The sequence below is a fragment of the Neisseria perflava genome (genome assembly GCF_002863305.2).
GTDB lineage: Bacteria > Pseudomonadota > Gammaproteobacteria > Burkholderiales > Neisseriaceae > Neisseria > Neisseria perflava_A.
In genome coordinates, this window is the sequence record NZ_CP136962.1 from 1,561,940 (window position 1) to 1,587,304 (window position 25,365).

The window sequence follows — 25,365 nt, forward strand, 5'->3', positions numbered from 1 at the left end:
AAGGTCTCGGTCGATGTGTTTGGCAATCATGGCTTGGGCGGTTTGCTGGAAGAAGGTGCTCATGAGAAATCCCCTAAATGTCTTTGTGGAAATTTAGGGGATTTGGGGGAATTTTGCAAAGGTCTCGGCCTTTTATATTTTCAAATGATTAACCGGTCAATTGTTTGGTAATCAGTTTTTTCAGTGGCGGGAAGTTATTGCTTGCACGCAATACCAAACCGCGCAGCAGTTTCGCCGGAGCAGTTTCATTGGTAAAGAGTTTCAGCAGCATATTAGTGCCGTGGTAAATCGGATGGGCATGGAACATATGCTTGGTGCTGTATTTTTCCAGCAGGCTCTTCGCACCAATATCCTGACCGCGTTGATCGGCTTCGAGAACCAATTTAGCTAAAAGATCAGCACTTGCCAGACCCAAGTTGAAGCCGTGCGCAGTAACCGGATGCATACCGACTGCGGCATCGCCGATTAATGCGCTGCGTTTGCCGTAGAAACGTTGGGCAATCATGCCGACCAAAGGATAATTGTGAATGGTGCTGACCAATTCCATATCGCCCAAACGGCCTTTGAGTTGCTCTTTCACGCTGGCCGCCAATTCTTCCGGCGACATGTTTTTAATCGTTTCGGCCTTATCGCTGTCCACCGTAATCACTGTATTGGTCAAGTGTTCTTCCAAAGGCAGCAACGCAATGGTGCGGCCATAGTGGAAGCATTCATATGCGGTATGCAGGTTGGACAGAGTATGCTTCATGCGGCACACAAACATGGTGCGGCTGTAATCGTGCATATCGGAAGAAATGCCCAATTGACGGCGCGTTTGCGAGAAGCGGCTATCGGCGGCCAACAACAGACGGCCGGTCAATACTTCGCCGCTTTCCAAAATAACTTGCGCCTCATCGTCAGAAGTTTTGACTTCTTTAACATTGGTACCGGCCAGGATTTTCACGTTGTCCAATTTGGACACGACTTCATAAGCGGCTTTGCGGATATTGTGATTGGAGATCAAATAGCCCAAGCAGTCCGCAGGCTCGCCACGCGCCTGAGTCGGTTGCGGGAAGTGGAGCTGGTAATCGGAATGGCCGTTCAACACTTTGGCATCGCGCAAAGGATAAATTTCGTCTTTTGGAATCAAATCCCACATACCCAATCGCTGCATGATTTCGCGCGACAGATGCGTCAGTGCGATTTCACGGCCGTCATACGGCGGATTTTGCAACACTTCTAAAGGACTTCTTTCAATCAGGGTTATGTTCAAGCCGCTTCCGGCCAACTCTGCGGCAAAACTTAATCCGGCAGGGCCTGCGCCGACGACGAGAATATCACTGTGTAAGCTCATGGGAGGAATTCCTTGTATTCAACTGATACGGATTTTTTCAGACGGCCTTAAGTTTACTGTGTTTAGCTACAAGAGGGTAAATCAAAGGCATTTGATAGATTATATAGAAAGAGTCAATAGAATAAAACAAAGACTATCGATTATAAGCACGTTTTTACTTTGGCCTTAATATAAATCAAGCTTCACGACATACGGATTTTATCAAACAGACAAAACCGTCAGATAAACAAAAACCGCATTCCGAAAAGGAATGCGGCTTTCAATCGTAAAACGATTATTCTTCAGAACCGGTATAAGGACGGATGCTGACGGTTTTACGGTTCAGCGCGCCTTTGGTTTTGAATTCAACGTAACCGTCGACTTTAGCAAACAAAGTGTGGTCTTTGCCCATGCCTACGTTGTCACCTGCGTGGAATTTAGTACCACGTTGACGAACGATGATAGAGCCTGCCGGAATTAGCTCGTTGCCGTAGGCTTTAACGCCCAAGCGTTTGGCTTCTGAATCGCGACCGTTGCGGGTGCTACCGCCTGCTTTTTTACTTGCCATTTGTAATACTCCTGAACTTACTTGAAATTAGGCGATTGCCACGATTTCGATTTGGGTGAAATTTTGGCGATGGCCTTGGCGTTTTTGGTAGTGTTTGCGACGACGCATTTTGAAAATGCGTACTTTCTCGCCACGACCATGAGCAACGACTTTAGCTGTTACTTTTGCGCCTTCGATAAAAGGTGCGCCTACTTTTACAGATTCGCCGTCAGCAATCATCAAAACTTCAGTCAGTTCGATTTGGCTGTCGAGTTCGGCTGGTATCTGTTCTACTTTCAATTTTTCGCCAACGGAAACTTTGTATTGTTTACCGCCGGTTTTTACGACCGCGTACATACTCAACTCCATGAGAATTAGGTTAACATTCCGCACACCATGTGCGAAACGAGCTATTCTATTTCTATTTGCCTGTTTTGTCAAAATTTATTTTATTTACAAGTGAAAAGGCCGTCTGAAAGATATGTTGCATGCTTTTTAACTGATATAATCACGCGCTGGATTGCTGATATCTTTATGCAACGTTATTACCCCGACCGAATGTACGGGTTTAAACAGATTCATTGGAGCCCCGCTCCGTTTTGTCAACAGAGAATGTTTTATGCTCGAAAACCTGCCTTACTTCCAACGCCACCTGCCCGATGACCTTGCCAAAGTTAATGCGGTCATCAACCAAGCTGTTCAATCCGATGTTGCGCTGATTTCACAAATCGGCACATACATCATCAGCGCGGGCGGTAAGCGCCTGCGTCCGATTATTACCATTTTGGCAGGCAAAGCAGTCGGGCACGACGATGAAAAACTGTACTCGCTGGCAGCGATGGTGGAATTCATCCACACCTCCACCCTCCTGCACGACGATGTCGTCGATGAAAGCGATTTGCGCCGCGGCCGTAAAACGGCAAACAACCTCTTCGGCAACGCGGCGGCTGTTTTGGTCGGCGACTTCCTCTATACACGCGCCTTCCAACTGATGGTTGGTTCTGGCAGCATGCGTATCTTGGAAGTGATGGCAGATGCGACCAACATCATCGCCGAAGGCGAAGTCATGCAGCTGATGAACATCGGCAATACGGATATTACCGAAGAGCAATACGTCCAAGTTATCCAATACAAAACAGCAAAACTGTTTGAAGCGGCCGCGCAAGTCGGCGCAATTTTGGGCAAGGCTTCCCCCGAACACGAGCAAGCCTTGAAAGACTACGGCATGTACGTCGGTACGGCTTTCCAAATCATTGACGATGTATTGGACTATTCAGGCGAAACCGAAGAAATCGGCAAAAACGTCGGCGACGATTTGGCAGAAGGCAAACCTACCCTGCCATTGATTTACCTGATGCGAAACGGCTCCGAGCAGACAGCCAACGATGTGCGCCATGCTTTGGAAAATGCCGACCGCAGCTATTTTGAAAAAATCCACGACTATGTCGTTAATTCCGACGCTTTGCCATATTCGATTTCCGAAGCGAAAAAAGCTGTCGACAAAGCCATCGCTTCATTGGACGTGTTGCCTAACAGTGAAGTCAAAGAAGCCATGATCCAACTGGCAAAAGAATCTTTGGCCCGAGTATCTTAATCCGATGAATTTCAGCTTTGTCCCTTTGTTTCTGGTTACGCTGATTTTTTTGGGCGTCGTCAGCAACAACAACTCGATTACGATTTCGGCGGCGGTATTGCTGCTCATGCAGCAGACGGCCTTGTCGCAATATCTTCCCTTGGTGGAAAAACACGGTTTGCATCTGGGCATCATCCTGCTGACCATCGGTGTATTGAGCCCGCTGGTTTCCGGTAAAATCCAGATTCCGCCGGTTTCCGAGTTTATCAATTTCAAAATGATTGCCGCCGTCCTTATCGGCATTTTGGTTGCCTGGCTTGCCGGACGCGACGTTCCATTGATGAGCGAACAGCCTGTTCTGGTAACCGGATTATTAATCGGCACGGTCATCGGCGTTGCCTTTGTCGGCGGCATTCCGGTCGGCCCTTTGATTGCCGCCGGCTTATTGTCTTTTTTTGCCGGAAAGGTTTAAAATCCCCTCCTTTACCGCCTCGCCATAGTTCAACGGATAGAACGTATGCCTCCTAAGCGTAAAATACAGGTTCGATTCCTGTTGGCGAGGCCACAGTTTCAATAAAAGCCTTTCATATTCTGAAAGGCTTTTTTATTATCAATAATAAAGGCCGTCTGAAACTTTTCAGACGGCCTTCTCATTTCGCCAAACCGTTAACCCGGACGACCATCCGAACGCGGACGGATCAACCAAGGAATATATTTCCATGCGTACAACAGCAAAGAAGCGGCAAACAAAGCGGCGGAGCAACGGATACTGTGCGTGTATGCCGTACCGCTCACAAAGGTAGCCAAAACACGGACAACCGTTGCGGCTATCATCAACCAAAAGGCAACAGGAACCACTTTAGGCGGCGGATAAATAGAGTTGCCGGTATGGCCAAGCGCAGTTCGCGCCATCATGCCCAAAGTCAGCACGCCGATACCGCCAACGCCGATAAGGTGTACGCCCAAATTCAGGAAACTTGAAATCCAATAAGAAATACCGACAGCAATCAAGCCCAAGCCTGTAAACAGATAGCCGGCAAACAAAATCCAAAGCATAGGCTCTTTCAGTACGGCTTTATACCACCAGCGGTACACCTGCACGGTAAAAATCACACCGGCAGAAAAGGAAAATACAGAAGCAAACGGTTGTAGCAGGCATCCTACAGTTAACTGCTTTGTATTCCACAACGGGGAACAATTAGAAGCTGGTGGGAACAGCATCAACAATGCAGCCAGCATAGGCAGCCAAAGCGATGCGTGCGCTACCCATTGGGGGCTAGGGATTTGCGGCACGTTCAGGCGTTTGGACGTAAAGAACGAGATAATCCGCATACCAATCAAACCGATAAAGCCGGCCACCATAATCAAACCGGATTGCAAACCGGTCATCAGCGCAATGGCATCAAACGGCTGCATTTTCATATGGAACGCGAAATGGGTACCGCCCAAAACAAAAATAGCAAATACGGCAACATAGTTGCGCTTGTTTTGAGAACGAATTACCGGCAAAGCCATACACACCGCGCCATACCAGAAAAAGATCGTACCGAATATACCGCTTGCCGTCGCACCCCAGCCGGGAATAAATGCACACAAACGCGCAAGCAACCAAAATGCGGTCAAACCGGCCAACGCCTTACCGCGTGTCGGCGGCTGGCCAGTCCAAGTTGCCACGGCAGTCAGCAAGAATGCAATGACAACCAATCCGGCGTAGCCCCAAATCATTTCATGAGCATGCCAATATAAACCCGGCAACTCAGGCGTACCCTGAAAGCCGAAGCCCCAAAGCAGTATAGACAATGCGCCATACAAAGCCGCCAACGAATAAAACGGGCGGAAGGCCATTGCCCAAACCGGGTGTTTGAACAAATCGGTCATGGTGGTTCCTTCAATTTTTATATCATCATAAAACAGCAACAGAGGCCGTCTGAAACTTTTCAGACGGCCATCGACTCCTTTCCCTGTTACACATTTTCAGGCAAAGGCAAAAAAGGTTCAATTGCAGGGAAAAGCTCGCGCTCCTCAAAGCGCGCATGATCGCGCAAAGTGACAGCAAACTCCTTATTCCATGATTCATTCATATATTCAGGATGCGCCATCATCGCGCGTAATTTGGCATGATCGCCTTTAAAACGCTGCCGCAACGCAGGGTCAATTTTATCCCAATACGGCGCAAACATGGTTTCCTCTTCCAAAAAATGTGGCTCAAGCTCAACAAAATGAGGCTCCAGCTCCGCCTGATGGCTTTGATCGGGCGTACGCAGAAGACGGACGCACAACGACAGCGAGCCATGATGTTCGCGGGAAAGTTCTATTAAGGCAGGATGGCGTTTCAAGGGCTTCATAAGTTCGTTATAATGGTAACAGTTTGTCAAACTGGATTAATTCAAATGTTTCAGATATTATGAAACCCAATCCCACATAAAGTCAAACAGCCCCTCACCAAGCACTACGCTTTTGACATATAATAAAAATATCTAAAGAGCCAGCCATGTATCTGACCCAACATACCGATTACGGATTGCGCGTATTGGTTTATACCGCCATCAACGATGACACCCTCGTCAATATCAGCACCATTGCCGAGACTTACAATATTTCCAAAAGCCATTTGATGAAAGTGGTTACCTCATTAGTCAAAGGTGGATTTCTGGTCAGCGTGCGCGGCAAAGGCGGCGGTTTGCGCTTGGCAGACAATCCTGAAAACATCAACATCGGCGCAGTCATCCGCCATCTTGAGCCGATGCAGGTTGTCGAATGCATGGGCGATAACAACGAATGCCTCATCACCCCTTCCTGCCGACTGACCGGTATCATCACCGGCGCCATCAAAGCCTTCTTCAATCATTTAGATCAATACTCACTGCAAGATCTGCTGGACAAGCCGACTTACGACATACTTTATACACCGCGCATCCCAATCAACGAAATACGCGGAACGGCCGACTAAATCTTCAGGCCGTCTGAAAACAATCCAGCCATACTGAAATAGTATTACTTAAAAAATAAAAAATGCCGTCTAAAATTAAGATTTTCAGACGGCATTTTTTACAAAACACTCTACAGCTTAAATAGCTGACTTTCATTCGATAGGTTAATTTTTATGCTAAATATGTCGAATATAAGACAATAGAAAAACATAAAATAAGAATAATCATCGCAACCGTAAAATTTATTCTTAATATTTTCAAATAAAATTTATTAGATATTTTTTGTATTCCAAACAGTATCTTGTAAAATTTTAATTCCATACTTTTATGAGTAAATAGATATTCAAAAAAACCTATATCCATCCCTTCTGATTTTAATATTTTATATAGCATTACTAGATTAATGATAATTGCAATAAAATACAAAAATACTAAACAAAACAGAAAATAAGGCAATAACTCCACCAAACTACTCCTTCTTTTTAAAAAGAATTTTCCCTAAAAAACATATTGGACGACATAACCGAATTGCTATTGTCGACATTATATTCCAACCCTTCACAAACCAATAAATACAAAAATGCCCGAAGCCAAAAGCCTCGGGCATTTTTAATATTTGGTGGGTCCGGTGGGTTTCGAACCCACGACCAAGGGATTATGAGTCCCCTGCTCTAACCCCTGAGCTACAGACCCGTCAAGAGTAGATGCGGATTATAGCATAACTTGTTGCTTGTTCAAGATGCCGGGCAAATGTTTCAGACGGCCTGTTGGTTTTCTATTCGGGCATTATGCCGATACGCCCAATGCTTCCCAAACTTTCAAGGCATCAGCCGTTGCTTTGACATCGTGAACACGGATGATTTGCGCGCCTCGGGCGACTGTGGCCAAAGCGGCTGCAACGCTGCCGTGTACGCGTTTGGCGGCATCTTGTTCGCCTGTCAGTTCGCCAATCATACGTTTGCGCGATACGCCGATCAGAAGTGGGAATCCGGTTGCGTCCATCAACTCAGGCAAATGTTGTATCAGGGTGATGTTGTGTTGCAGGTTTTTGCCGAAACCGAAGCCGGGGTCTAGCGTGATGCGTTCAGGGGCAATACCTGCTTGAACGCATTCTGCCGCGCGTGCTTTTAAATAACGCACAACTTCTTCGACGACATCTTGATATTGCGGATTAAGCTGCATGGTTTTGGGCAAACCCTGCATGTGCATGAGACACACGCCTGTCTTCGGCTGTTGCGCCAGCAATGCGACTGCACCTTCATCACTCAATGCGGCAACATCGTTGATAATATCGATGCCGCCTTGCGCCAAGGCTTTTTCCATAATCACCGTGCGGCGCGTGTCCAAGCTGACGGGAACATTCCACTTGGCCACCTCCGCCAAAACCGGCTGCACCCTGGACCATTCTTCTTCGAGAGAAACATCATCCGAACCCGGGCGGGTAGATTCGCCGCCGATATCGAGAATATCCGCACCGTCTTTCAGCAGCTGCTCGGCATGTGCCAATGCTATTTGGACATTTTGCGAATAGGTGCCGCCATCGGAAAATGAATCGGGGGTCAGATTGACGATGCCCATGATTTTCGGTTTGTCCAAGGCGATTTCAAATCGGCCTGCCTGCCAAATGCGTGTGTTCATAATGCTTCCATTGATGAAATAATAGGATAGAGGCCGTCTGAAACTTTTCAGACGGCCTTTAGGTTTTGACTTCAAAACAGTAAATTACATTCCGCCGTAATTCGGTCCGCTCGCACCCTCAGGACAAATCCAAGTGATGTTTTGCGTCGGGTCTTTGATGTCGCACGTTTTGCAATGAACGCAGTTGGCGGCGTTGATTTGCAGGCGCGGGCTGCCGTTTTCTTCGACGATCTCATATACGCCGGCCGGACAATAGCGCGTTTCGGGCGAGGCGTATTCTTTGTAGTTTACGTCTATCATGACCTGCGGATTTTTCAGCACCAAATGGTCGGGCTGGTTTTCTTCGTGCGCAAGGTTGGCAAGGAAAACACTACTCAAACGGTCAAAGGTCAAAACACCGTCGGGCTTCGGATAATCAATCGGCTTGCATTCGGAGGCTTTTTTGAGCTGCTCGTTGTCTTTGCCGTGATGTTTCAAAGTCCAAGGGGCTTTGCCTCTGAAAATCATTTGGTCGATACCGGTATAGATTGAGCCGAGGTAAACACCCCATTTGAATGACGGACGGACATTGCGCGCGGCGTAAAGCTCTTGATACAGCCAGCTTTGTTCAAAGCGTTGCTGATAATCGGTGGCCTCTTTGCCGCTGTCGAAGCTTTCCACTTCTTCGAGGTTTTCCAACATAGGGAACACTGCTTCTGCGGCAAGCATGGCGGATTTCATGGCCGTATGGATGCCTTTGATGCGTGGCATATTCAGGAAACCTGCGGCATCGCCGACCAAAACGCCGCCTTTAAACGAGAGTTTCGGCAGGCTTTGCAAACCGCCTTCAATCAGCGAACGCGCGCCATACGCGATACGGCGGCCACCTTCAAAGGTTTTGCGGATTTCAGGATGGGTTTTGAAACGTTGGAACTCTTCAAACGGCGACAGATACGGGTTTTGATAATCCAAACCGACCACAAAGCCGACAGCGACTTTGTTGTCGTCAAAATGATAAATAAACGAGCCGCCGTAGGTTTTGCTGTCGAGCGGCCAGCCTGCGCTGTGCATCACCAAACCTGGCTGATGTTTTTCAGACGGCACTTCCCAAATCTCTTTGATGCCCAAGCCGTAAGTTTGCGGCTGACTGTTTTGGTCGAGTTTGAAGCGTTCTATGACTTGTTTGGAAAGCGAACCGCGGCAGCCTTCGGCAAATATGGTTTGCTGCGCCCAAAGCTCCATGCCGGGTTGGAAACTGTCGGTTGGCTCGCCGTCTTTGCCGATGCCCATATTGCCGGTCGCAATGCCTTTGACCGAACCGTTTTCGTGATACAGCACTTCGGCGGCGGCAAAGCCCGGATAGATTTCCACGCCCAAATTTTCCGCCTGCTCCGCCAGCCAGCGCACGACTTCGCCCAAGCTGGCAATATAGTTCGCATGGTTGTCGAAATTCGGGGTAACCGGCAAGTTGAAGGCTTTTTTCTCGGTCAGGAACAAAACCCTGTCCTTCGTCACTGTACGCGTCAGCGGCGCGCCTTTTTCTTTCCAATCAGGAATCAGCTCATTCAAAGAAATCGGATCGATGATGGCACCGGCAAGCGAGTGCGCACCGGCCTCCGAACCCTTCTCCACCACGCAAACGCTGATTTCACGTCCATTCTTTTCGGCAAGCTGCTTGAGTTTGATGGCGGCAGACAAACCCGACGGGCCTGCGCCGACAATCACGACATCGTATTGCATACTGTCGCGCTCGATGGTTTCTGTCATAGTGGTTCCTGTATTGTCATTATTCAATTTAATCCGCTAATTATACAGCTTGGACATATAGTTACCAAATACAACAAAAGGCCGTCTGAAACTTTACTCAAATTTCAGACGGCCTTTACTTATTCAAAGAGATTATTGCGCTTTAGTTTCCGTTACAAAACCGATTTTGCTGATACCGGCTTCGCGCGCCGCTTGCAGGGCTTGGTTGACGTAATCGTATTCAACCGCTTTATCCGCCGCAATCGCCACAATCACATCTTCGTTTTTCGCTTTGGCTTCTTTCAGCTTGGCAGTTACCGTTGCCAAATCCACTTTGGTATCGGAATCGCCGCCAACGACATAAGCACCGTTGGCATCAATATTCAAACGCAAAGGATCTTTAGGCTGCTGCTTATCCTCTTTCGCTGCTTTTTCCGAAGCAGTCGGCAACTCCAAAGGAATTGAGTGGGTCAGCACCGGCATGGTAATCATAAATACAATCAGCAACACCAGCATCACGTCCACCAAAGGCGTAACGTTGATATCCGACATCGGCGCATCATCGCCGGAATTCATTGATCCGAAAGCCATGGTTTAATCCTTTTGGTTCAGCAGGCGGACATGCAGGTCATGTGCAAATGCGTCCATATCTTGCGCGATGGTTTTTGTACCGCGATTGAGGAAGTTGTACGCCAATACGGCCGGAATCGCCACAAACAGGCCGACAGCAGTCGATACCAAAGCCTCACCAATCGGACCGGCTACCGCAGCAATGCTCATTTGACCGCTTTCGCTGATGCCGATCAGGGCATGGTAAATACCCCAAACAGTACCCAACAGACCGATAAACGGAGCGGTTGCGCCGATGGAGGCCAACGCGGTCATGCCATAGTCGAACTGACGCATGGTTTGGGACATACTGTTGCGGATGTGAACAACCAAGTATTCGTTCAAAGGCAATTCGTCAATCAGCGATTTGCTTGTCGTTTGACGGTAGTTTTGGTATGCGCGCAGAGACTCATCGGCAACATTGCTCATTGGTGCTTCTACCGCTTTGGCTTTCTGTACAGCATCGGCCAGAGTAAACGCATTCAGCATCAACTCTTTTACCTGAGCATTGCCTTTTTTCGCTTTGCAGTATTTGATGCAGCGGATCACGATAACGCTCCATGTTACCACGCTCATCAACAACATCAGGACAAATACACCAATCAGTACCACATCACCTGATTTGAAAACTAAACTTAAATCCATAATTTTTCCAAGTTAAAAATAAAATTAAAATTGACCGATACTGAAATATAAAACCTAAGTTATCGTAACAATCGGCTTTAATATTAATTAATATCAAATACTATTTTGCCTCGATACTCAGTTAAACGATTTGTTGGGAATCGGGCTCCCTGTGAATATGCAGCTTTCTTGGCTGCATTGTCCAACCGCTGATGTCCACTACTCTTTGTTACTTTGACAGAGAGTACTTTCCCTCCAGGTGCTACTGTAATAGAAAGATGAACAGTTCCTTCTTCACCATTTTCTAAAGACATGGAAGGATACTTAGGCGCAGGTAAAACACCTTTATCCACAATAGCGGGAGGACCGTTATGGCCTGATCCATCACCACTACCACCTCCGCTACCGCCGGTGCCGGAACCATGTTCACCTTTCGAGCCGCCGCTGCCGGATCCGCTGCCTTCGCCACGGCCACTGCCTGTACCTTTCGTACCGCCGCCGTTGCCTTTTCCTTCTCCGCTCAAGGCCTTGCCTTCGCCGTTGCCTTTACCGTTTTCCGCAGTATTCGGCCCGGTTTTGCTGCCTGAGTATTCAGATGCTTTGGGAGATGGTTTAGGTTCTGCCTTCGGCTCTGGTTTTGGTTCAGGTTTTGGCTCGGGCTTCGGCTCAGGTTTGGGTTCCGGCTTAGGCTCGGGCTTAGGTTTCTCGATAGGTTTCGGTTTTTCCTTTTGCTGTACGATATCCGCTTTTTCTTTTTTCGTTACCACAGGTTTGATAACAGGTTTGGGCGGCTCGACAGGCTTAGGTTTGGGTTTCGGCTTGGGTTTTGGTTGTTCGGGGGTAGGCTCGGGGGCGGCAGGTGCGCCTTCGCCCTCAGGGCTACCGTCGCCACCGCCGAAATCGCCCAAATCGACAAATTCAATATTCGCCATTTCGACAGGAGGTGGTTTGTGCGCGTGCCATAAAAGTGCAACCAAGCCGACGTGAATCAACGCAACGGAAGTCACGACGGCTGGAGTTAAAATTCGTTTTTTATCCATAATTCCGTTATGTTAATAGCAACAATTCCCGTTTGCAAGTCGTTTTACAGTCAAAATAAGCATTAATGCTTATAGAGAAAGTTTATAGACCTGCTGTTTTAAAGGCTGCATATCATAATATGATATTAGCTCTCATTACTAATATTATCAAACAAGCGGCCATCTGAAAAGATAAACGGTATTAAAAAAGCCATCGACTCTTACAATCTTTATGCCATCCGCACATCAGGCCAATATTGAAACCTCATCAGACCGATAAAAATTCAAATGGTTTCAAATCATCTGTATTTTTTATCCATAAAACATCAGGCCGTCTGAAAACATTCTTTCAGATGGCCTGATTCAAACAAAATCATTTTTTCCGTTTTGCCCTTGGGTGCGCCTCATCATAAACACGCGCCAAATGGTCGAAATCCAGCTTTGTATAAACTTGCGTAGCAGAAAGATTGCTGTGTCCCAACAATTCCTGCACAGCGCGGATATCGCCCGATGCCTGCAAAAGATGGGTTGCATAGCTGTGGCGCATCATGTGCGGCGAGATATGGCTGGCGCTGCCCACGCGCACTGCCCACGCCTGCAGGCGTTTTTGGATTTGACGTTGCCCCAGCCTACCGCCGTTCTTATTGGTGAACAAGGCCTGCTCGCCCTCTTTGGCAATACGTACTGCCAAATAATCGCGCAATGCCGCAATGCTCTTGCCCACCAAAGGCACTTGCCGCTGCTTGCCGCCTTTACCCTTCACGCTGACCCAGCCTTCGCCCAAGACAATACCGTCTAGATTCAAACCTTGTATCTCGCTCAGGCGCAAACCGCTGCCATACATCAATTCAAACATGGCCTTATCGCGCACGTCCAACTCGTCATCAACCGGCGCATGGTCAAGGATATGGTTTAAAGGCTCTTGCGGCAGGGCTTTAGGCAGGCGTTCGGGCAGGCGTGGCGCTTTCATATTAAATGTCGGGTCGCTTTCCATGACTTCTATCTGCACCAGCCAACTGCAATACTGCCGCCACACCGACAATTTCCGCGCCAAGCTGCTTTCGCTCAAGCCCTTTTGCGACAGCTTTTTCAATACCGCCACAAAATCACGGCGCGTCGGCAGGCCGTTTTCCAGATTATCGGGCAACAGGCGCATCAATTCACTCAAATCGCGCCGATAAGCGGAAACGGTATGCTCCGACTTGCCTTGTTGCAGCAAGGTTTTCAGATAGCGCTCAAGATGAAGCGCAAAATTGCTTGATACCGCCATTTCAGACGGCCTCCAATGCTGTTTTCAAGGCCGAAGGCAAACGGCAAACTCGTTGCTTGCCATAATCGAAACACACCATGCCTGTCTGCACTTTCGCCAGCACAAGGCCGTCTGAAATCCTACGGATACGGTACAGCAAAGAAAAGCCCACACCGGCCACGCCTGCAGCCCCCATTTCTATCAACAACTCATCGCCATGATGACCTTGCGCCAAATACTGTACCGCCGCATCCGCCATAATCAGGCCAGCCCCTCCAGCATCCATTTCACTCCAACCCAGCTTCGCCAGCCAACGCATCCTCACTTCATGGCACAAACGCAACACCGCATCGTTCGCCAGATGGCCACCATAGTTCACATCGCCCACCTGCACCGTCAAGGCCGTCTGAAACAAAGGCTTATCACACTTGGCCACCAAAATCCTATCCATTTTGCACACCCGTTTTCAATACTCTACCATTATAAACCGAGACCCTGTTCGTTAATATATAAAAACAATGTAGCAGCTTGTAGTTTTTCATTTCAAAAAACATTATAATTTATCGGATAAATTTACCCTTCACTACTTCAGGAGCTTCTCATGGCACTCGTATCCATGCGCCAACTGTTGGACCATGCTGCCGAAAACAGCTACGGTCTGCCCGCATTCAACGTTAACAACCTCGAACAGATGCGCGCCATCATGGAGGCGGCCGACCAAGTCAACGCCCCCGTTATCGTTCAAGCATCCGCAGGCGCACGCAAATACGCAGGTGCCCCATTCCTGCGCCATCTGATTTTGGCCGCAGTCGAAGAATTCCCGCATATCCCTGTCGTAATGCACCAAGACCACGGCGCATCTCCTGATGTGTGCCAACGCTCCATCCAACTAGGCTTCTCCTCCGTGATGATGGACGGCTCGCTGATGGAAGACGGCAAAACCCCTTCTTCTTACGAATACAACGTCAACGCCACCCGTACCGTCGTTAACTTCTCCCACGCTTGCGGCGTGTCTGTTGAAGGTGAAATCGGCGTATTGGGCAACCTCGAAACCGGCGAAGCCGGCGAAGAGGACGGCGTAGGCGCAGTGGGCAAACTTTCCCACGACCAAATGCTGACCAGCGTTGAAGATGCCGTACGTTTCGTTAAAGATACCGGCGTTGACGCACTGGCGATTGCCGTCGGTACCAGCCACGGCGCATACAAATTCACCCGTCCGCCCACAGGCGATGTATTGCGTATCGACCGCATCAAAGAAATCCACCAAGCTCTGCCGAACACCCACATCGTGATGCACGGCTCCAGCTCCGTTCCGCAAGAATGGCTGAAAGTCATCAACGAACACGGCGGCAAAATCGGTGAAACCTACGGCGTACCCGTAGAAGAAATCGTCGAAGGCATCAAACACGGTGTCCGCAAAGTCAACATCGATACCGACTTGCGCCTCGCCTCTACCGGTGCCATCCGCCGCTTCATGGCAGAAAACCCATCCGAATTCGACCCGCGCAAATACTTGAGCAAAACCGTCGAAGCCATGAAACAAATCTGTCTTGACCGCTACCTCGCATTCGGTTGCGAAGGCCAAGCCGACAAAATCAAACCGATTTCTTTGGAAAAAATGGCAACCAAATACGCAAAAGGCGAATTGAACCAAATCGTTAAATAATCCGTATATCGGATTCACACTAAGGCCGTCTGAAAACTTGGCAATAAGGTTTCAGACGGCCTTAGCTTTTGGGAAATTTATAGTAAAATCTTCCACCGACCACACATCAAAACACATCGAAAGCAAACATGAAACTCGCCGTTATTTTGCCGGCCTATTGCGCCGAAGCTTATTTGCCCGAATGCTTGGATTCGGTATTGAATCAAACATTCCGCGACTTTTTCGTCATCGCCATCAATGATGCTTCAACAGATAAAACCGGCGAAATCCTCGAAGCTTACGCAGCTAAAGATTCACGTTTGCAGGTTTTCCACCTTCCGGAAAACAAGGGCGAGCCGTTTGCCTGCCAATTTGCCATGGATATGCTCAAAGACGTAGAGGTCGAATATGTGGCACGAATGGACGCGGACGATATTTGCGCCTTGGATCGTTTTGAAAAACAGATTCAGTTTTTAGACAGCCATCCCGAAATCGATATTGTCGGCAGCCAAGCCACCATCTTTTTTGATGACCAAACCGGAAGAGAACCCGTTTTAAGCGACCTCCCCCTGCTCGACAAAGACATCAAAGCCTTTCTCTCCTTTGCCGCCCAAAACATGTTCAACCCCACCACCATGTGGCGGCACGACAGCATTAAAAACCTCGGGATAAACTACACTGCGACAGAGACCGCGCCCGATTTCCATATGTGGGTGCAATGCGCCCTACATGGCAAAACCTTTGCCAACCTGCCCGAGCCTTTGCTGTCATACAGGATACACACAACTCAAGAAAGCAAAAAAAGAGACAAAATCAACAGATCCGTCCAATACACCATGGAGTTGTGGATCAGTCATCTCTTCCCTGATTTGAACGCGACGGAAGTAACGCTCTTAAGCCGCATCTTGTACGAAAAGCAACTGCGCTTGACCACTGAAGAGCTGAAAACCATTTTTGCCGCCTATGACAGAATCAGCAAAGACCGCAGCATTTCATTGTTTGGCGAAGACCGCAATACGATGTTCGACATGATAGACAATTTCTTCAATTTCTTAAAAAGCCGGTTGAAATTCACTTAAATCATAAAAGGCCGTCTGAAACCTAAGTTTCAGACGGCCTTTGTCTATTTCAAAATCAATCTAAATCAGAACAAGCCGTGGATCACGCCGTCTGCGTCCACATCGATTTTCTCGGCAGCCGGAACTTTCGGCAGACCCGGCATCTTCATCATATTGCCGCACAACGCAACGATGAAGCCCGCACCGGAAGAAACGGTAATGCCACGCACGGTAATGCGGAAGCCTTCAGGGCAGCCCAACAGTTTGGCGTTGTCGCTCAAAGAATATTGGGTTTTCGCCATGCAGACCGGCATTTTGTCCAAGCCCAGCTTTTCCAGTGAAGTGATTTCGGCAGACGCTTCCGCGCTGAAATCAACATCTTCCGCACCATACACTTTTTGGGCAATCGCACGGATTTTGTCTTTGATGCTCAACTCGACATCGTAGGCAAACTTGAAGTTATTCGGTTGGTTTTCGATGGCGTTGACGACTTTGTGCGCCAAGTCTGCACCACCCGCGCCGCCTTTGCCCCATACTTCGGTCAGAGAAACTTCAACTCCGTGTTCCGCACAGGCTTTTTCAATCATGGCCAATTCTGCATCGGAGTCGGATACGAAGCGGTTGATGGCAACCACCACAGGCAGGCCAAATACGTTTTTCAGGTTGGAAATGTGTTTCAGCAGATTAGGCAGGCCTTTTGCCAACGCTTCGAGGTTTTCTTCTCCGAGGTTGGCACGCTCCACGCCGCCGTTGTATTTCAAGGCGCGGACGGTGGCGACGACGACGGCTGCGTCGGGTTTCAAACTGGCAAGGCGGCATTTGATGTCGCAGAATTTTTCCGCGCCCAAATCCGCGCCGAAGCCTGCTTCGGTTACAGCATAATCGGCAAGGTGTTTCGCCAAACGGGTGGCCGTTACAGAGTTACAACCGTGGGCGATGTTGGCGAACGGGCCGCCGTGTACAAAGGCCGGCGTGCCTTCGATGGTTTGTACCAAGTTAGGCTTAATCGCATCTTTGAGCAATGCCGCCATCGCGCCATTCGCTTTCAAATCTTTGGCGTAAACAGGGCTGCCGTCTTTAGCGTAAGCGACAAGGATATTGCCCAAACGCTCTTTCAAATCGCTGATGTCTTTAGCAAGACAGAATACCGCCATCACTTCGGAGGCAACGGTAATATCAAAACCGTCAGGACGCATCACGCCGTCAACAGGTTTACCCATGCCGTCGATGATGTTGCGCAACTGACGGTCGTTCATATCGACCACGCGACGCCACAGCACACGTTTCGGATCGATGTTCAACTCGTTGCCTTGGTAGATATGGTTATCAAGCATGGCAGCGAGCAAGTTATTCGCCGCACCAATGGCGTGGAAGTCGCCGGTAAAGTGCAGGTTGATGTCTTCCATCGGCAACACTTGGGCATAGCCACCACCTGCCGCGCCGCCTTTAACACCAAACACCGGACCCAAAGAAGGCTCGCGCAGGGCGATAACCGAGTCTTTGCCGATATGGCGCAATGCATCCGCCAAACCGATGGTTACAGTGGTTTTACCCTCACCCGCAGGAGTCGGATTAATGGCGGTAACCAAAATCAGACGGCCTTGTTTTTGCGGCAGCTTGAATGCTTCGGCAGGATTGATTTTGGCTTTGTAATGACCATAGGGCTCGATGTTGTCAACGTTCAAACCCAGCTTGGCGGCAATTTCACCAATCGGGCGCATGGTGGAAGACTGGGCAATTTCAGCATCGGTTTTGAAGCTCATGATTTTCCTTTATTGAGAGAGGGAAAGGCCGTCTGAAACAATATAATAAAGACGGCTGGAAGAAAAAGAATATTAGTTCTATTATAGCGTTTTCCAAAGACAAACCGCAGTGAAAATTTCGATATTTCATCAACAAGCGGATTCATATTGTCAACAATTTGAAACAAAGGAATAAAATATGAGCAGTAACGCATGGCTGTTTTGGGCATTGGCATCGGCAGGCTTCGCCTCATTGACCGCCATCTTCGCCAAAATGGGTTTACAGGGCATAGATTCGGATTTCGCCACCTTTATCCGCACCTTGGTCATCCTCGCCGCTTTGGTATTGTTTTTAACCTACACCGGCAAATGGCAGGGCGTGAACGGCTTTACCGGCCGCAACTGGACATTCCTCATCCTATCCGGCCTCGCTACCGGCGCATCTTGGCTTGCCTACTTCAAAGCCCTGCAACTGGGCAACGCCTCACAAGTCGCACCCGTCGACAAATTCAGCCTGGTCTTGGTCGCCCTGATGGCCGTCGTTTTCTTAGACGAACGCCCAAGCACGCAGGAGTGGATAGGCTTAGGCTTGGTAACGGCAGGTGTGTTGACTTTGGCTTTGAAACGATAAAGATTCAAAATACAAATACCTCACAATCAGGGTAACCTATATTTTGATAGCCCCAAAATTACCCATACTTTTTCAGGTAACATTTTTCTCACAAATTTGTATTTAAGGAATGCAAAAAGCATTCACGCCATAATGTTCCCAATGATTTATGGGAGCAAATTATGGCATTCATCACAAAGTACAATTTCAAGCGCATTCACGCTAATCCCGAAACAGTTGGCAAAGGCTTGATGATGGAAAATTGCGAGGAATTGCTGTATCCGCACAAAAAAATTGATTGGTTCAGCGATTTGGAGGCAACCCGTTTATTCCTATGCAAAATCTTATTGCTGGAACCGGGCCACGCTTTATTTGCCCAAATGATTCATCAAAAGTGGCTGAAAATTTACACACCGGCAGATAACTTTCGCCGTGCCACCAAACCCAAAGCCCCAAGCTATCATATCAATAAAGCTTGTGAAGGCTTACACCAACCTTTCCGTGATTTCGAGCTACCTGTCGGCTTTGTAGAAATATATGGTGAAGCAGGTGTTATCCGTTTTCGTAAATGGCTAAATTTCGATGTCTTGGAGCACGATCCCGAGCGTTTCAAAATAAAATGCGAAGCCTTGTGGCCTCAGGTTTCTTGGCATTCTGTACTATTAGAACGCAAAGAAAATAGTGGTGTGCACGTATTTGATTATTCTACCGAGGAAGAGATTCATGGCTACATCAATTATTTGATGGAGCAATATACCCAATGGCTGAATAATGTATTGAACGATACAGAGCGTAAATCCGTAGAAACGTTCAAACGTCGCAGCACGCAAAAAGGCTTGTCATTTCCAGGCATGGACAATCAAGCCTTAAATAAATTGATGGCAACATTCCAAAGGGAATTCAAAAATCGGATGACCAATGCCCTTTTAGCGTATTACTACAAAGTAGCAGAGAAAAACCATAGTGATGACGTAAATAAGGAGGTATTGGAGCATTTAGGCTTCAAACCCTGCGGTCATGTGGATTGTTTGCTTCACAAATTGTCCCTTGATGACTTCTAATGCCATGATATCTTATCCATCTAATTTTAGTCGCCCTGATGGCCGTCGTTTTCTTAGACGAACGCCCAAGTATGCAGGAATGGATAGGTTTAGGCTTGGTAACCGCAGGCGTATTGACTTTGGCTTTGAAACGATAAAGATTGGAAGATCAAAAAGGCCGTCTGAAAAATTTCAGACGGCCTTTGCTTTGCTTCAAACAATCAGCTCAAAATTAATTTGAACCGACTTTGATTTTTTGCCACAAGTTGACAGACAGTTTTTTCGCATCTGCGCTCATTTGAGGCATAACGAAACCGTCTTTCATGTCTTGCTCGTTTGGGAAAATAGAACGTGTGTTCACCAGCTCGGCAGGCATTTTTTCGCGTGCAGGTTTGCTGGCCGGTGCAAAGGTTACGGCGATACCGTTTTTCGCGGCCACTTCGGGATCAAGCGTGTAGTTGATGTATTTGTGGGCATTAACGATGTTTTTCGCATCGGCCGGAATCAACCAAGATTCAATCCAGAAGCCCATACCTTTCGGCGTCAATACTTCGACGCCGACATTGTTTTTCACTTCTTCAGAACGCGCTTTGGCCAAGTTCAAGTCGCCGCCGTTACCTGCCGCCAAGCAGATATCGCCGCGCGCCAGTTCGTCAATGATGGAAGGGCTGAAACGTTTTACATCAGGACGGATAGACTTCAACACTTCCGCCGCCGCTTTCAAATCTTCAGGATTCGAGCCTTTAGGATCTTTACCCAAGTAGTTCAACAAGATTGGGAACATTTCGCTCGGTGTATCCCACAAAGCGATGCCGCAAGATTTCAGCTTGTTGGTGTATTCAGGTTTAAACAGCAAATCCCAGCCGTTTTCAGGCAATTTTCCGCCCAAAAGCTCCTTGCCCTTCGCCGTAATCGCAATCGTATTCACGCCTGAGAAATATGGGACGGCGTATTGGTTGCCCGGATCGGCGGTTTCCAACATCTTCAGCAATTCAGGGTCGATGTTTTTATAGTTCGGAATCAGATCCTTATTGATTTTTTGGTATGCACCTGCCTCAATTTGACGTGGCAGGAAGGCAATACCGGGCACAACCAAGTCATAGCCGGATTTGCCGGTCAGCATTTTGGCTTCCAGCGTTTCGTTGTTTTCATACAAATCGTAAGTCAGCTTCAAATTGTTGGCTTTTTTGAAGTCTTCGACTGTACTTTCGTCAACGTAGTTTGACCAGTTGTAGATATTCAAAGTATCGGTAGCGGCTGCCTCGGCATTGGCAGCAGGCGCGCTGCCTGCTTGAGGTTGCTCGGCTTTTTTCTCGCCACCGCCGCACGCGGCCAAAGACAATGCGGCCAATACGGCTAATACAGATTTTTTCATACGGGCAGATTCCTGATGAAAGAGTGGTTAATGTTAATAAATAAGAAACCCTGCACCCCATAAACACCCCGGCGCAGAGTTAGGCTATTGTAATGGAAACGTAAGCAAACGCAAAGCAATATCCATCTGATTTTTATTGAAATAAGGCAAAGCAACACCATCTTTTTACCAAAAGCGTTGCACCGGCTGTCGTTTTTGGGCAAAATACGGCTGATTTGCGCGCGTTTATAGAGAAAAAGCTTGCATATAAGGAAATCTGTCTTTAAAATTGCGCGTTTACAGAATTTATTTTTCAGGAGATATTCAATATGGCAAACAGCGCACAAGCCCGCAAACGTGCCCGCCAGTCGGTTAAACAACGCGCCCACAACGCCAGCCTGCGTACTGCATTCCGTACCGCTGTGAAAAAAGTGTTGAAAGCAGTTGAAGCCGGCGACAAAGCTGCTGCTCAAGCAGTTTACCAAGAATCCGTTAAAGTCATCGACCGTATCGCTGACAAAGGCGTATTCCATAAAAACAAAGCAGCCCGTCACAAAAGCCGTCTGTCTGCTAAAGTAAAAGCTTTGGCTTAATACTGACGCAGATGCCGGAAATCCTGACAACTAAAGCAGGATAATCGAGCTGATACGATGCCCCTGAGGTCTTCCCTTTCAGGGGCATTGCCGTATTCACCGTCCAAACCGACTAAACAAAACCATTTACCCTTTCATCAGGCCGTCTGAAAAACAACGGAAACTCTCATGAACAAGATGTTGAAACATTCCCTAAGTATCGGATTCATTGCCGCAGCCCAGCTGGCCGCCGCCGATACCGCCCTACACTGCACCACCATTCAAGACAACGCCACCCGTTTGGCGTGTTACGACAACATCTACTCGGCGCAACTCCCCCCTCAATCCCCACTGCCGCAAGCGCAAACCGAAACCGCCAAAACACCAGTTGACCTCGAACAAAGCGTCCGCAAGAGCATCGAGAAAAAAGAAGCGGCCATCGTATTCGACAACCCTACCCATCCGAATATTTCAGACGACGTATTAAGCGAAACTGCCGACAGCTACACACCTTTAAGCCTGATGTACGATTTGGATAAAAACGACACACGCGGCCTGTTGAGCGTACGCGAGCACAACCCTATGTACCTCATGCCCGTTTGGTACAACAGCAGCCCCAACTATTACCCGGAATCCCCCAGCCGCGGCGTAACCACACAGGAAAAATTCAGCGAGCAAAAACGTCTCGAAACTAAAATGCAGGTTTCCTTCAAAAGCAAGATTGCCGAAGATTTATTCAAAACCCGTGCCGACGTATGGTTTGGCTACACCCAAAAATCCGACTGGCAAATCTTCAACCAAGGCCGCAAATCCGCTCCGTTCCGCAACACCGACTACGAGCCCGAAATCTTCATTACCCAACCCGTTAAAGCAGACCTGCCTTTTGGCGGCAAACTGCGTATGGTTGGCGCAGGTTTTGTTCACCAGTCCAACGGTCAAAGCCGCCCCGAATCACGCTCATGGAACCGGGTTTACGCCATGGCAGGCATGGAATGGGGCAAGCTGACCGTTATTCCTAGAGTTTGGATGCGTGCCTTCGACCAAAAAGGAGACGACGATGACAATCCGGACATCAACAAATACATGGGTTATGGCGACTTAAAAGTCCAATACCGCCTCAATGACAAACAAAATGTTTATTCCGTCCTGCGTTACAATCCGAAAAGTGGACGTGGCGCCGTTGAAGCGGCCTATACTTTCCCCATCAAAGGCAAACTCAAAGGCGTTGTCCGCGGCTTCCACGGCTACGGCGAAAGCTTGATTGACTACAACCACAAACAAAACGGCATCGGCTTCGGCCTGATGTTCAACGACTGGGACGGCATCTAAATGACCCCATATTGTTTCAGACGGCCTTTGCAATCAAGGCGGCCGTCTGAAACAATAAAACAAAACAAGCCATTCGTTTAAAATACTCGTTTCCTAGCGTCCAAACGCGTATAATGCAAAGTTTGGGCAAAACTTGCCGGAATGAAACAAAGATGACAGAAGCCGCAGCCGAAAGCGGAAAAATCGCCAAGGCTTTAAAGAAATACCTGATTACAGGCGTACTGGTTTGGTTGCCGATTGCTGTAACCATCTGGGCGATGACCTACATCATATCCGCCGCCGACAGACTGATCAGCCTATTGCCGGAAAGCTGGCAGCCCCAGCATTTCTGGGGATTCAACATACCCGGTTTGGGCATTGTTGCCGCCACAGTCGTCTTGTTCGTTACCGGCGTATTTGCCGCCAACGTATTGGGCAGACGGATTCTAGGCGCGTGGGACAGCCTTTTGGGACGCATTCCCGTCGTCAAATCCATCTACTCCAGCGTTAAAAAAGTTTCCGAATCCCTGCTCTCCGACAGCAGCCGCTCGTTCAAAACCCCCGTACTGGTTCCCTTTCCGCAACCGGGCATTTGGACGATAGCCTTTGTTTCCGGCCATATCCCTGCTAAACTCAAAGGCAGCCTGCCGCAAGATGACGACTATATTTCCGTTTACGTACCAACCACACCCAACCCGACCGGCGGCTATTACATCATGGTGAAAAAAAGCGATGTGCGCGAGCTGGACATGAGTGTGGATCAGGCATTGAAATATGTGATTTCACTGGGCATGGTCATGCCGGACGACTTACCGGTTAAAGCCCTACCTGCCCAAAAACCGTCTAAAGACGGTGATACCGAACACAACAATTAAGGTCTTCTTTTTTTTCAGACGGCCTTTCCTTCTTTTCAAATTGAACAATATAAAAAGGTGATTTTATGCGTACCAACTATTGCGGCCTTATCAGCGAGCAATACTTAGACCAAACCGTTACCGTCAAAGGCTGGGTACACCGCCGACGTGACCACGGCGGTGTAATTTTTATCGACCTGCGCGACCGCGAAGGCATCGTTCAAGTCGTTATCGACCCTGACACTCCGGAAGCATTTGCCGCTGCCGACTCTTCCCGCAACGAATACGTTTTGAGCATTACCGGCCGCGTACGCAATCGTCCTGAAGGTACAACCAACGACAAAATGATTTCCGGCAAAATCGAAATCCTTGCCAAAGAAATCGAAGTCTTGAACGCTGCCGCTACGCCTCCGTTCCAAATCGACGATGAAAACATCAGCGAAAACGTTCGCCTGACCAACCGCGTTATCGACTTGCGCCGTCCTGCCATGCAACGCAACCTGCGCCTGCGTTACCAAGTGGCCATGGGCGTTCGCCGCTACTTGGACGCACAAGGCTTCATCGACATCGAAACGCCGATGCTGACCCGTTCCACTCCGGAAGGCGCGCGCGACTACCTCGTACCAAGCCGCGTTCATCCGGGCGAATTCTTCGCTCTGCCGCAATCTCCGCAATTATTCAAACAACTGTTGATGGTTGCCGGTTTCGACCGTTACTACCAAATCACCAAATGTTTCCGTGACGAAGACTTGCGTGCCGACCGCCAACCTGAATTCACTCAAATCGACTTGGAAACCTCGTTCCTGAACGAGGATGAAATCATGGACATCTCCGAAGGCATGGCCAAACAAGTCTTCAAAGATGCTTTAAACGTAGATTTGGGCGACTTCCCACGCATGCCTTACTCTGAAGCCATGTTCTACTACGGCTCTGACAAACCGGATATGCGCATCAACTTGAAATTCACCGAGTTGACCGACCTGATGAAAACGGAAGAATTCAAAGTCTTCCGTGGCGCAGCCGACATGAAAGGCGGCCGCGTAGTCGCTCTGCGTGTACCTAACGGTGCGAAATTCAGCCGCAAAGAAATCGATGAATACACTAAATTTGTCGGCATCTACGGCGCGAAAGGTCTGGCATACATCAAAGTAAACGATGTGAGCAACCTCTCCAACGGCGAAGACAGCGGCCTACAATCTCCAATTGTGAAATTCCTGTCTGAAAACGCCCTGAAAGAAATCATCGCGCGTACCGGCGCGCAAAACGGCGACATCATCTTCTTTGGCGCAGACAAAGCCAAAGTCGTGAACGAAGCCATCGGCGCACTGCGTATCAAAGTTGGCTTGGAACACGGCAAAGACAACGGCTACTTCGTAGACGAATGGAAACCTTTGTGGGTTGTCGATTTCCCAATGTTCGAATACGACGAAGAAGCCGACCGCTACGTTGCCGTACACCATCCGTTTACCGCGCCTAAAGAAGGTCATGAAGACCTGATGGTTTCCGACCCTGCAAACTGCCTGGCTCGTGCCTACGACATGGTATTGAACGGCTGGGAAATCGGCGGCGGCTCTATCCGTATCCACCGTGCAGACGTACAAGAGAAAGTGTTTGCCGCGCTGAAAATCAGCCCTGAAGAGCAACAAGAGAAATTCGGCTTCCTCTTGGACAATCTGAAATTCGGTGCGCCTCCTCACGGCGGCCTTGCATTCGGCCTCGACCGTCTGGTTACCCTGATGACCGGTGCCGAATCTATCCGCGACGTGATTGCCTTCCCGAAAACACAACGTGCACAATGTCTGCTGACCAATGCACCTAATGTGGTCGACGACAAACAGCTGCGCGAGTTGAGCCTGCGTCTGCGTCAGAAAGCAGTTGAAACAAAAGAAGCGTAATTTATCGGCTTAACCTTTAAAATATCAAGGCCGTCTGAAATTTTTGAAATTTCTTTCAAAC

The 25,365-nt window shown here is 48.5% G+C and carries 25 protein-coding genes, 2 tRNA genes and 1 pseudogene; 13 read left to right on the forward strand and 15 right to left on the reverse strand.

Features of this window, described 5'->3' with window-relative positions; all coding sequences use genetic code 11:
- Positions 1 to 148 precede the first annotated feature (148 nt).
- The 3 genes from ubiM to rplU form a co-directional block, all read right to left on the reverse strand.
- The gene (gene ubiM, locus CYJ98_RS07210; RefSeq protein WP_101755970.1) at positions 149 to 1,333 is read right to left on the reverse strand and encodes a 5-demethoxyubiquinol-8 5-hydroxylase UbiM; all 1,185 of its coding nucleotides are present in this window, start codon (positions 1,331 to 1,333) and stop codon (positions 149 to 151) included.
- 274 nt (positions 1,334 to 1,607) lie between these two features.
- Positions 1,608 to 1,880, reverse strand: coding sequence for a 50S ribosomal protein L27 (rpmA, locus tag CYJ98_RS07215; RefSeq protein ID WP_002212328.1), 273 nt, complete (start codon positions 1,878 to 1,880; stop codon positions 1,608 to 1,610).
- Between the two features lie 27 nt (positions 1,881 to 1,907).
- A complete protein-coding gene (gene rplU / locus CYJ98_RS07220) occupies positions 1,908 to 2,216 on the reverse strand; it encodes a 50S ribosomal protein L21 (RefSeq protein WP_002216394.1) in 309 nt (102 codons plus the stop codon).
- Positions 2,217 to 2,478: 262 nt separating this feature from the next.
- Between rplU and ispB the strand changes: the two genes are divergently transcribed.
- The 3 genes from ispB (at position 2,479) to CYJ98_RS07235 (ending at position 3,997) form a co-directional block, all read left to right on the forward strand.
- Positions 2,479 to 3,453, forward strand: a complete 975-nt coding sequence (ispB, locus tag CYJ98_RS07225) for an octaprenyl diphosphate synthase (protein ID WP_101755971.1) — start codon at positions 2,479 to 2,481, stop codon at positions 3,451 to 3,453.
- A 4-nt stretch (positions 3,454 to 3,457) separates the two neighbouring features.
- Positions 3,458 to 3,904 carry a DUF441 domain-containing protein gene (locus tag CYJ98_RS07230; RefSeq protein WP_101755972.1) on the forward strand — a complete coding sequence of 149 codons (447 nt, stop codon included), beginning with the start codon at positions 3,458 to 3,460 and terminating at the stop codon, positions 3,902 to 3,904.
- An 18-nt stretch (positions 3,905 to 3,922) separates the two neighbouring features.
- Positions 3,923 to 3,997: transfer RNA gene (locus CYJ98_RS07235), tRNA-Arg, on the forward strand.
- Between the two features lie 101 nt (positions 3,998 to 4,098).
- Here CYJ98_RS07235 and CYJ98_RS07240 read toward each other — a convergent pair.
- Together CYJ98_RS07240 and CYJ98_RS07245 are read right to left on the reverse strand one after the other, a co-directional pair.
- Positions 4,099 to 5,310, reverse strand: a complete 1,212-nt coding sequence (locus tag CYJ98_RS07240) for an NnrS family protein (protein ID WP_101755973.1) — start codon at positions 5,308 to 5,310, stop codon at positions 4,099 to 4,101.
- 86 nt (positions 5,311 to 5,396) lie between these two features.
- On the reverse strand, positions 5,397 to 5,777 hold the full coding sequence (locus CYJ98_RS07245) for a hemerythrin domain-containing protein (RefSeq protein WP_101755974.1): 381 nt from the start codon (positions 5,775 to 5,777) through the stop codon (positions 5,397 to 5,399).
- A 146-nt stretch (positions 5,778 to 5,923) separates the two neighbouring features.
- Here CYJ98_RS07245 and CYJ98_RS07250 point away from each other — a divergent pair, with 146 nt between their 5' ends.
- Entirely contained in the window at positions 5,924 to 6,382 is a 459-nt protein-coding gene (locus CYJ98_RS07250; RefSeq protein WP_101755975.1) for an RrF2 family transcriptional regulator, read from the forward strand.
- A 597-nt stretch (positions 6,383 to 6,979) separates the two neighbouring features.
- On the opposite strand, the gene CYJ98_RS07255 is transcribed toward CYJ98_RS07250, so the two are convergent.
- The 8 genes from CYJ98_RS07255 to CYJ98_RS07290 form a co-directional block, all read right to left on the reverse strand.
- Positions 6,980 to 7,055, reverse strand: a tRNA-Ile gene (locus tag CYJ98_RS07255).
- 93 nt (positions 7,056 to 7,148) lie between these two features.
- On the reverse strand, positions 7,149 to 8,000 hold the full coding sequence (gene folP / locus CYJ98_RS07260; RefSeq protein ID WP_101755977.1) for a dihydropteroate synthase: 852 nt from the start codon (positions 7,998 to 8,000) through the stop codon (positions 7,149 to 7,151).
- A gap of 84 nt (positions 8,001 to 8,084) precedes the next feature.
- Positions 8,085 to 9,746 (reverse strand): electron transfer flavoprotein-ubiquinone oxidoreductase, encoded by a 1,662-nt coding sequence (locus CYJ98_RS07265; protein WP_101755978.1) that lies wholly within the window; start codon positions 9,744 to 9,746, stop codon positions 8,085 to 8,087.
- A 132-nt stretch (positions 9,747 to 9,878) separates the two neighbouring features.
- Complete coding sequence (locus CYJ98_RS07270; protein ID WP_101755979.1) at positions 9,879 to 10,316, reverse strand: ExbD/TolR family protein; 438 nt, start codon at positions 10,314 to 10,316, stop codon at positions 9,879 to 9,881.
- Between the two features lie 3 nt (positions 10,317 to 10,319).
- Positions 10,320 to 10,979, reverse strand: a complete 660-nt coding sequence (locus CYJ98_RS07275) for a MotA/TolQ/ExbB proton channel family protein (protein WP_049321979.1) — start codon at positions 10,977 to 10,979, stop codon at positions 10,320 to 10,322.
- 83 nt (positions 10,980 to 11,062) lie between these two features.
- On the reverse strand, positions 11,063 to 11,998 hold the full coding sequence (locus CYJ98_RS07280) for an energy transducer TonB (RefSeq protein WP_101755980.1): 936 nt from the start codon (positions 11,996 to 11,998) through the stop codon (positions 11,063 to 11,065).
- A gap of 352 nt (positions 11,999 to 12,350) precedes the next feature.
- Positions 12,351 to 13,247, reverse strand: a complete 897-nt coding sequence (locus tag CYJ98_RS07285; protein WP_101755981.1) for a tyrosine recombinase XerC — start codon at positions 13,245 to 13,247, stop codon at positions 12,351 to 12,353.
- Between the two features lies 1 nt (position 13,248).
- A complete protein-coding gene (locus tag CYJ98_RS07290) occupies positions 13,249 to 13,677 on the reverse strand; it encodes an acyl-CoA thioesterase (RefSeq protein WP_101755982.1) in 429 nt (142 codons plus the stop codon).
- A 150-nt stretch (positions 13,678 to 13,827) separates the two neighbouring features.
- Here CYJ98_RS07290 and fba point away from each other — a divergent pair, with 150 nt between their 5' ends.
- Together fba and CYJ98_RS07300 are read left to right on the forward strand one after the other, a co-directional pair.
- Positions 13,828 to 14,892: a class II fructose-bisphosphate aldolase gene (gene fba / locus CYJ98_RS07295; RefSeq protein WP_003686828.1), complete on the forward strand. Its 1,065-nt coding sequence runs from the start codon at positions 13,828 to 13,830 to the stop codon at positions 14,890 to 14,892.
- Between the two features lie 128 nt (positions 14,893 to 15,020).
- The gene (locus tag CYJ98_RS07300; RefSeq protein ID WP_101755983.1) at positions 15,021 to 15,950 is read left to right on the forward strand and encodes a glycosyltransferase family 2 protein; all 930 of its coding nucleotides are present in this window, start codon (positions 15,021 to 15,023) and stop codon (positions 15,948 to 15,950) included.
- Positions 15,951 to 16,015: 65 nt separating this feature from the next.
- On the opposite strand, the gene CYJ98_RS07305 is transcribed toward CYJ98_RS07300, so the two are convergent.
- Positions 16,016 to 17,692: a formate--tetrahydrofolate ligase gene (locus tag CYJ98_RS07305; RefSeq protein ID WP_101755984.1), complete on the reverse strand. Its 1,677-nt coding sequence runs from the start codon at positions 17,690 to 17,692 to the stop codon at positions 16,016 to 16,018.
- 178 nt (positions 17,693 to 17,870) lie between these two features.
- On the opposite strand from CYJ98_RS07305, the gene CYJ98_RS07310 reads away from it, so the two are divergent.
- From CYJ98_RS07310 to CYJ98_RS07320, 3 genes and pseudogenes are all read left to right on the forward strand, one after another.
- A complete protein-coding gene (locus CYJ98_RS07310; protein WP_003680126.1) occupies positions 17,871 to 18,302 on the forward strand; it encodes an EamA family transporter in 432 nt (143 codons plus the stop codon).
- A gap of 161 nt (positions 18,303 to 18,463) precedes the next feature.
- Positions 18,464 to 19,342, forward strand: coding sequence for a hypothetical protein (locus CYJ98_RS07315; protein WP_101755986.1), 879 nt, complete (start codon positions 18,464 to 18,466; stop codon positions 19,340 to 19,342).
- A 20-nt stretch (positions 19,343 to 19,362) separates the two neighbouring features.
- Positions 19,363 to 19,479 (forward strand): annotated as a pseudogene (locus tag CYJ98_RS07320) (EamA family transporter); the annotation flags it as partial.
- A 74-nt stretch (positions 19,480 to 19,553) separates the two neighbouring features.
- Here the strand turns inward: CYJ98_RS07320 and CYJ98_RS07325 are convergent.
- A complete protein-coding gene (locus tag CYJ98_RS07325; RefSeq protein ID WP_101755988.1) occupies positions 19,554 to 20,696 on the reverse strand; it encodes an extracellular solute-binding protein in 1,143 nt (380 codons plus the stop codon).
- Positions 20,697 to 21,004: 308 nt separating this feature from the next.
- Between CYJ98_RS07325 and rpsT the strand changes: the two genes are divergently transcribed.
- The 4 genes from rpsT (at position 21,005) to aspS (ending at position 25,304) form a co-directional block, all read left to right on the forward strand.
- The gene (gene rpsT, locus CYJ98_RS07330) at positions 21,005 to 21,268 is read left to right on the forward strand and encodes a 30S ribosomal protein S20 (RefSeq protein ID WP_002212556.1); all 264 of its coding nucleotides are present in this window, start codon (positions 21,005 to 21,007) and stop codon (positions 21,266 to 21,268) included.
- A gap of 168 nt (positions 21,269 to 21,436) precedes the next feature.
- Positions 21,437 to 22,576, forward strand: a complete 1,140-nt coding sequence (locus CYJ98_RS07335) for a phospholipase A (protein WP_101755989.1) — start codon at positions 21,437 to 21,439, stop codon at positions 22,574 to 22,576.
- A 152-nt stretch (positions 22,577 to 22,728) separates the two neighbouring features.
- Entirely contained in the window at positions 22,729 to 23,430 is a 702-nt protein-coding gene (locus CYJ98_RS07340; protein WP_101756094.1) for a DUF502 domain-containing protein, read from the forward strand.
- Positions 23,431 to 23,495: 65 nt separating this feature from the next.
- Positions 23,496 to 25,304, forward strand: coding sequence for an aspartate--tRNA ligase (aspS, locus tag CYJ98_RS07345; RefSeq protein WP_101755990.1), 1,809 nt, complete (start codon positions 23,496 to 23,498; stop codon positions 25,302 to 25,304).
- Positions 25,305 to 25,365: the final 61 nt, after the last annotated feature.

Excerpts from the sequence above, each read along its gene's own strand:
- ubiM (WP_101755970.1), bottom strand. The coding sequence starts at position 1,333 with ATGAGCTTACACAGTGATATTCTCGTCGTCGGCGCAGGCCCTGCCGGA.
- rpmA (WP_002212328.1), bottom strand. The coding sequence starts at position 1,880 with ATGGCAAGTAAAAAAGCAGGCGGTAGCACCCGCAACGGTCGCGATTCA.
- rplU (WP_002216394.1), bottom strand. The coding sequence starts at position 2,216 with ATGTACGCGGTCGTAAAAACCGGCGGTAAACAATACAAAGTTTCCGTT.
- ispB (WP_101755971.1), top strand. The coding sequence starts at position 2,479 with ATGCTCGAAAACCTGCCTTACTTCCAACGCCACCTGCCCGATGACCTT.
- CYJ98_RS07230 (WP_101755972.1), top strand. The coding sequence starts at position 3,458 with ATGAATTTCAGCTTTGTCCCTTTGTTTCTGGTTACGCTGATTTTTTTG.
- CYJ98_RS07240 (WP_101755973.1), bottom strand. The coding sequence starts at position 5,310 with ATGACCGATTTGTTCAAACACCCGGTTTGGGCAATGGCCTTCCGCCCG.
- CYJ98_RS07245 (WP_101755974.1), bottom strand. The coding sequence starts at position 5,777 with ATGAAGCCCTTGAAACGCCATCCTGCCTTAATAGAACTTTCCCGCGAA.
- CYJ98_RS07250 (WP_101755975.1), top strand. The coding sequence starts at position 5,924 with ATGTATCTGACCCAACATACCGATTACGGATTGCGCGTATTGGTTTAT.
- folP (WP_101755977.1), bottom strand. The coding sequence starts at position 8,000 with ATGAACACACGCATTTGGCAGGCAGGCCGATTTGAAATCGCCTTGGAC.
- CYJ98_RS07265 (WP_101755978.1), bottom strand. The coding sequence starts at position 9,746 with ATGACAGAAACCATCGAGCGCGACAGTATGCAATACGATGTCGTGATT.
- CYJ98_RS07270 (WP_101755979.1), bottom strand. The coding sequence starts at position 10,316 with ATGGCTTTCGGATCAATGAATTCCGGCGATGATGCGCCGATGTCGGAT.
- CYJ98_RS07275 (WP_049321979.1), bottom strand. The coding sequence starts at position 10,979 with ATGGATTTAAGTTTAGTTTTCAAATCAGGTGATGTGGTACTGATTGGT.
- CYJ98_RS07280 (WP_101755980.1), bottom strand. The coding sequence starts at position 11,998 with ATGGATAAAAAACGAATTTTAACTCCAGCCGTCGTGACTTCCGTTGCG.
- CYJ98_RS07285 (WP_101755981.1), bottom strand. The coding sequence starts at position 13,247 with ATGGCGGTATCAAGCAATTTTGCGCTTCATCTTGAGCGCTATCTGAAA.
- CYJ98_RS07290 (WP_101755982.1), bottom strand. The coding sequence starts at position 13,677 with ATGGATAGGATTTTGGTGGCCAAGTGTGATAAGCCTTTGTTTCAGACG.
- fba (WP_003686828.1), top strand. The coding sequence starts at position 13,828 with ATGGCACTCGTATCCATGCGCCAACTGTTGGACCATGCTGCCGAAAAC.
- CYJ98_RS07300 (WP_101755983.1), top strand. The coding sequence starts at position 15,021 with ATGAAACTCGCCGTTATTTTGCCGGCCTATTGCGCCGAAGCTTATTTG.
- CYJ98_RS07305 (WP_101755984.1), bottom strand. The coding sequence starts at position 17,692 with ATGAGCTTCAAAACCGATGCTGAAATTGCCCAGTCTTCCACCATGCGC.
- CYJ98_RS07310 (WP_003680126.1), top strand. The coding sequence starts at position 17,871 with ATGAGCAGTAACGCATGGCTGTTTTGGGCATTGGCATCGGCAGGCTTC.
- CYJ98_RS07315 (WP_101755986.1), top strand. The coding sequence starts at position 18,464 with ATGGCATTCATCACAAAGTACAATTTCAAGCGCATTCACGCTAATCCC.
- CYJ98_RS07325 (WP_101755988.1), bottom strand. The coding sequence starts at position 20,696 with ATGAAAAAATCTGTATTAGCCGTATTGGCCGCATTGTCTTTGGCCGCG.
- rpsT (WP_002212556.1), top strand. The coding sequence starts at position 21,005 with ATGGCAAACAGCGCACAAGCCCGCAAACGTGCCCGCCAGTCGGTTAAA.
- CYJ98_RS07335 (WP_101755989.1), top strand. The coding sequence starts at position 21,437 with ATGAACAAGATGTTGAAACATTCCCTAAGTATCGGATTCATTGCCGCA.
- CYJ98_RS07340 (WP_101756094.1), top strand. The coding sequence starts at position 22,729 with ATGACAGAAGCCGCAGCCGAAAGCGGAAAAATCGCCAAGGCTTTAAAG.
- aspS (WP_101755990.1), top strand. The coding sequence starts at position 23,496 with ATGCGTACCAACTATTGCGGCCTTATCAGCGAGCAATACTTAGACCAA.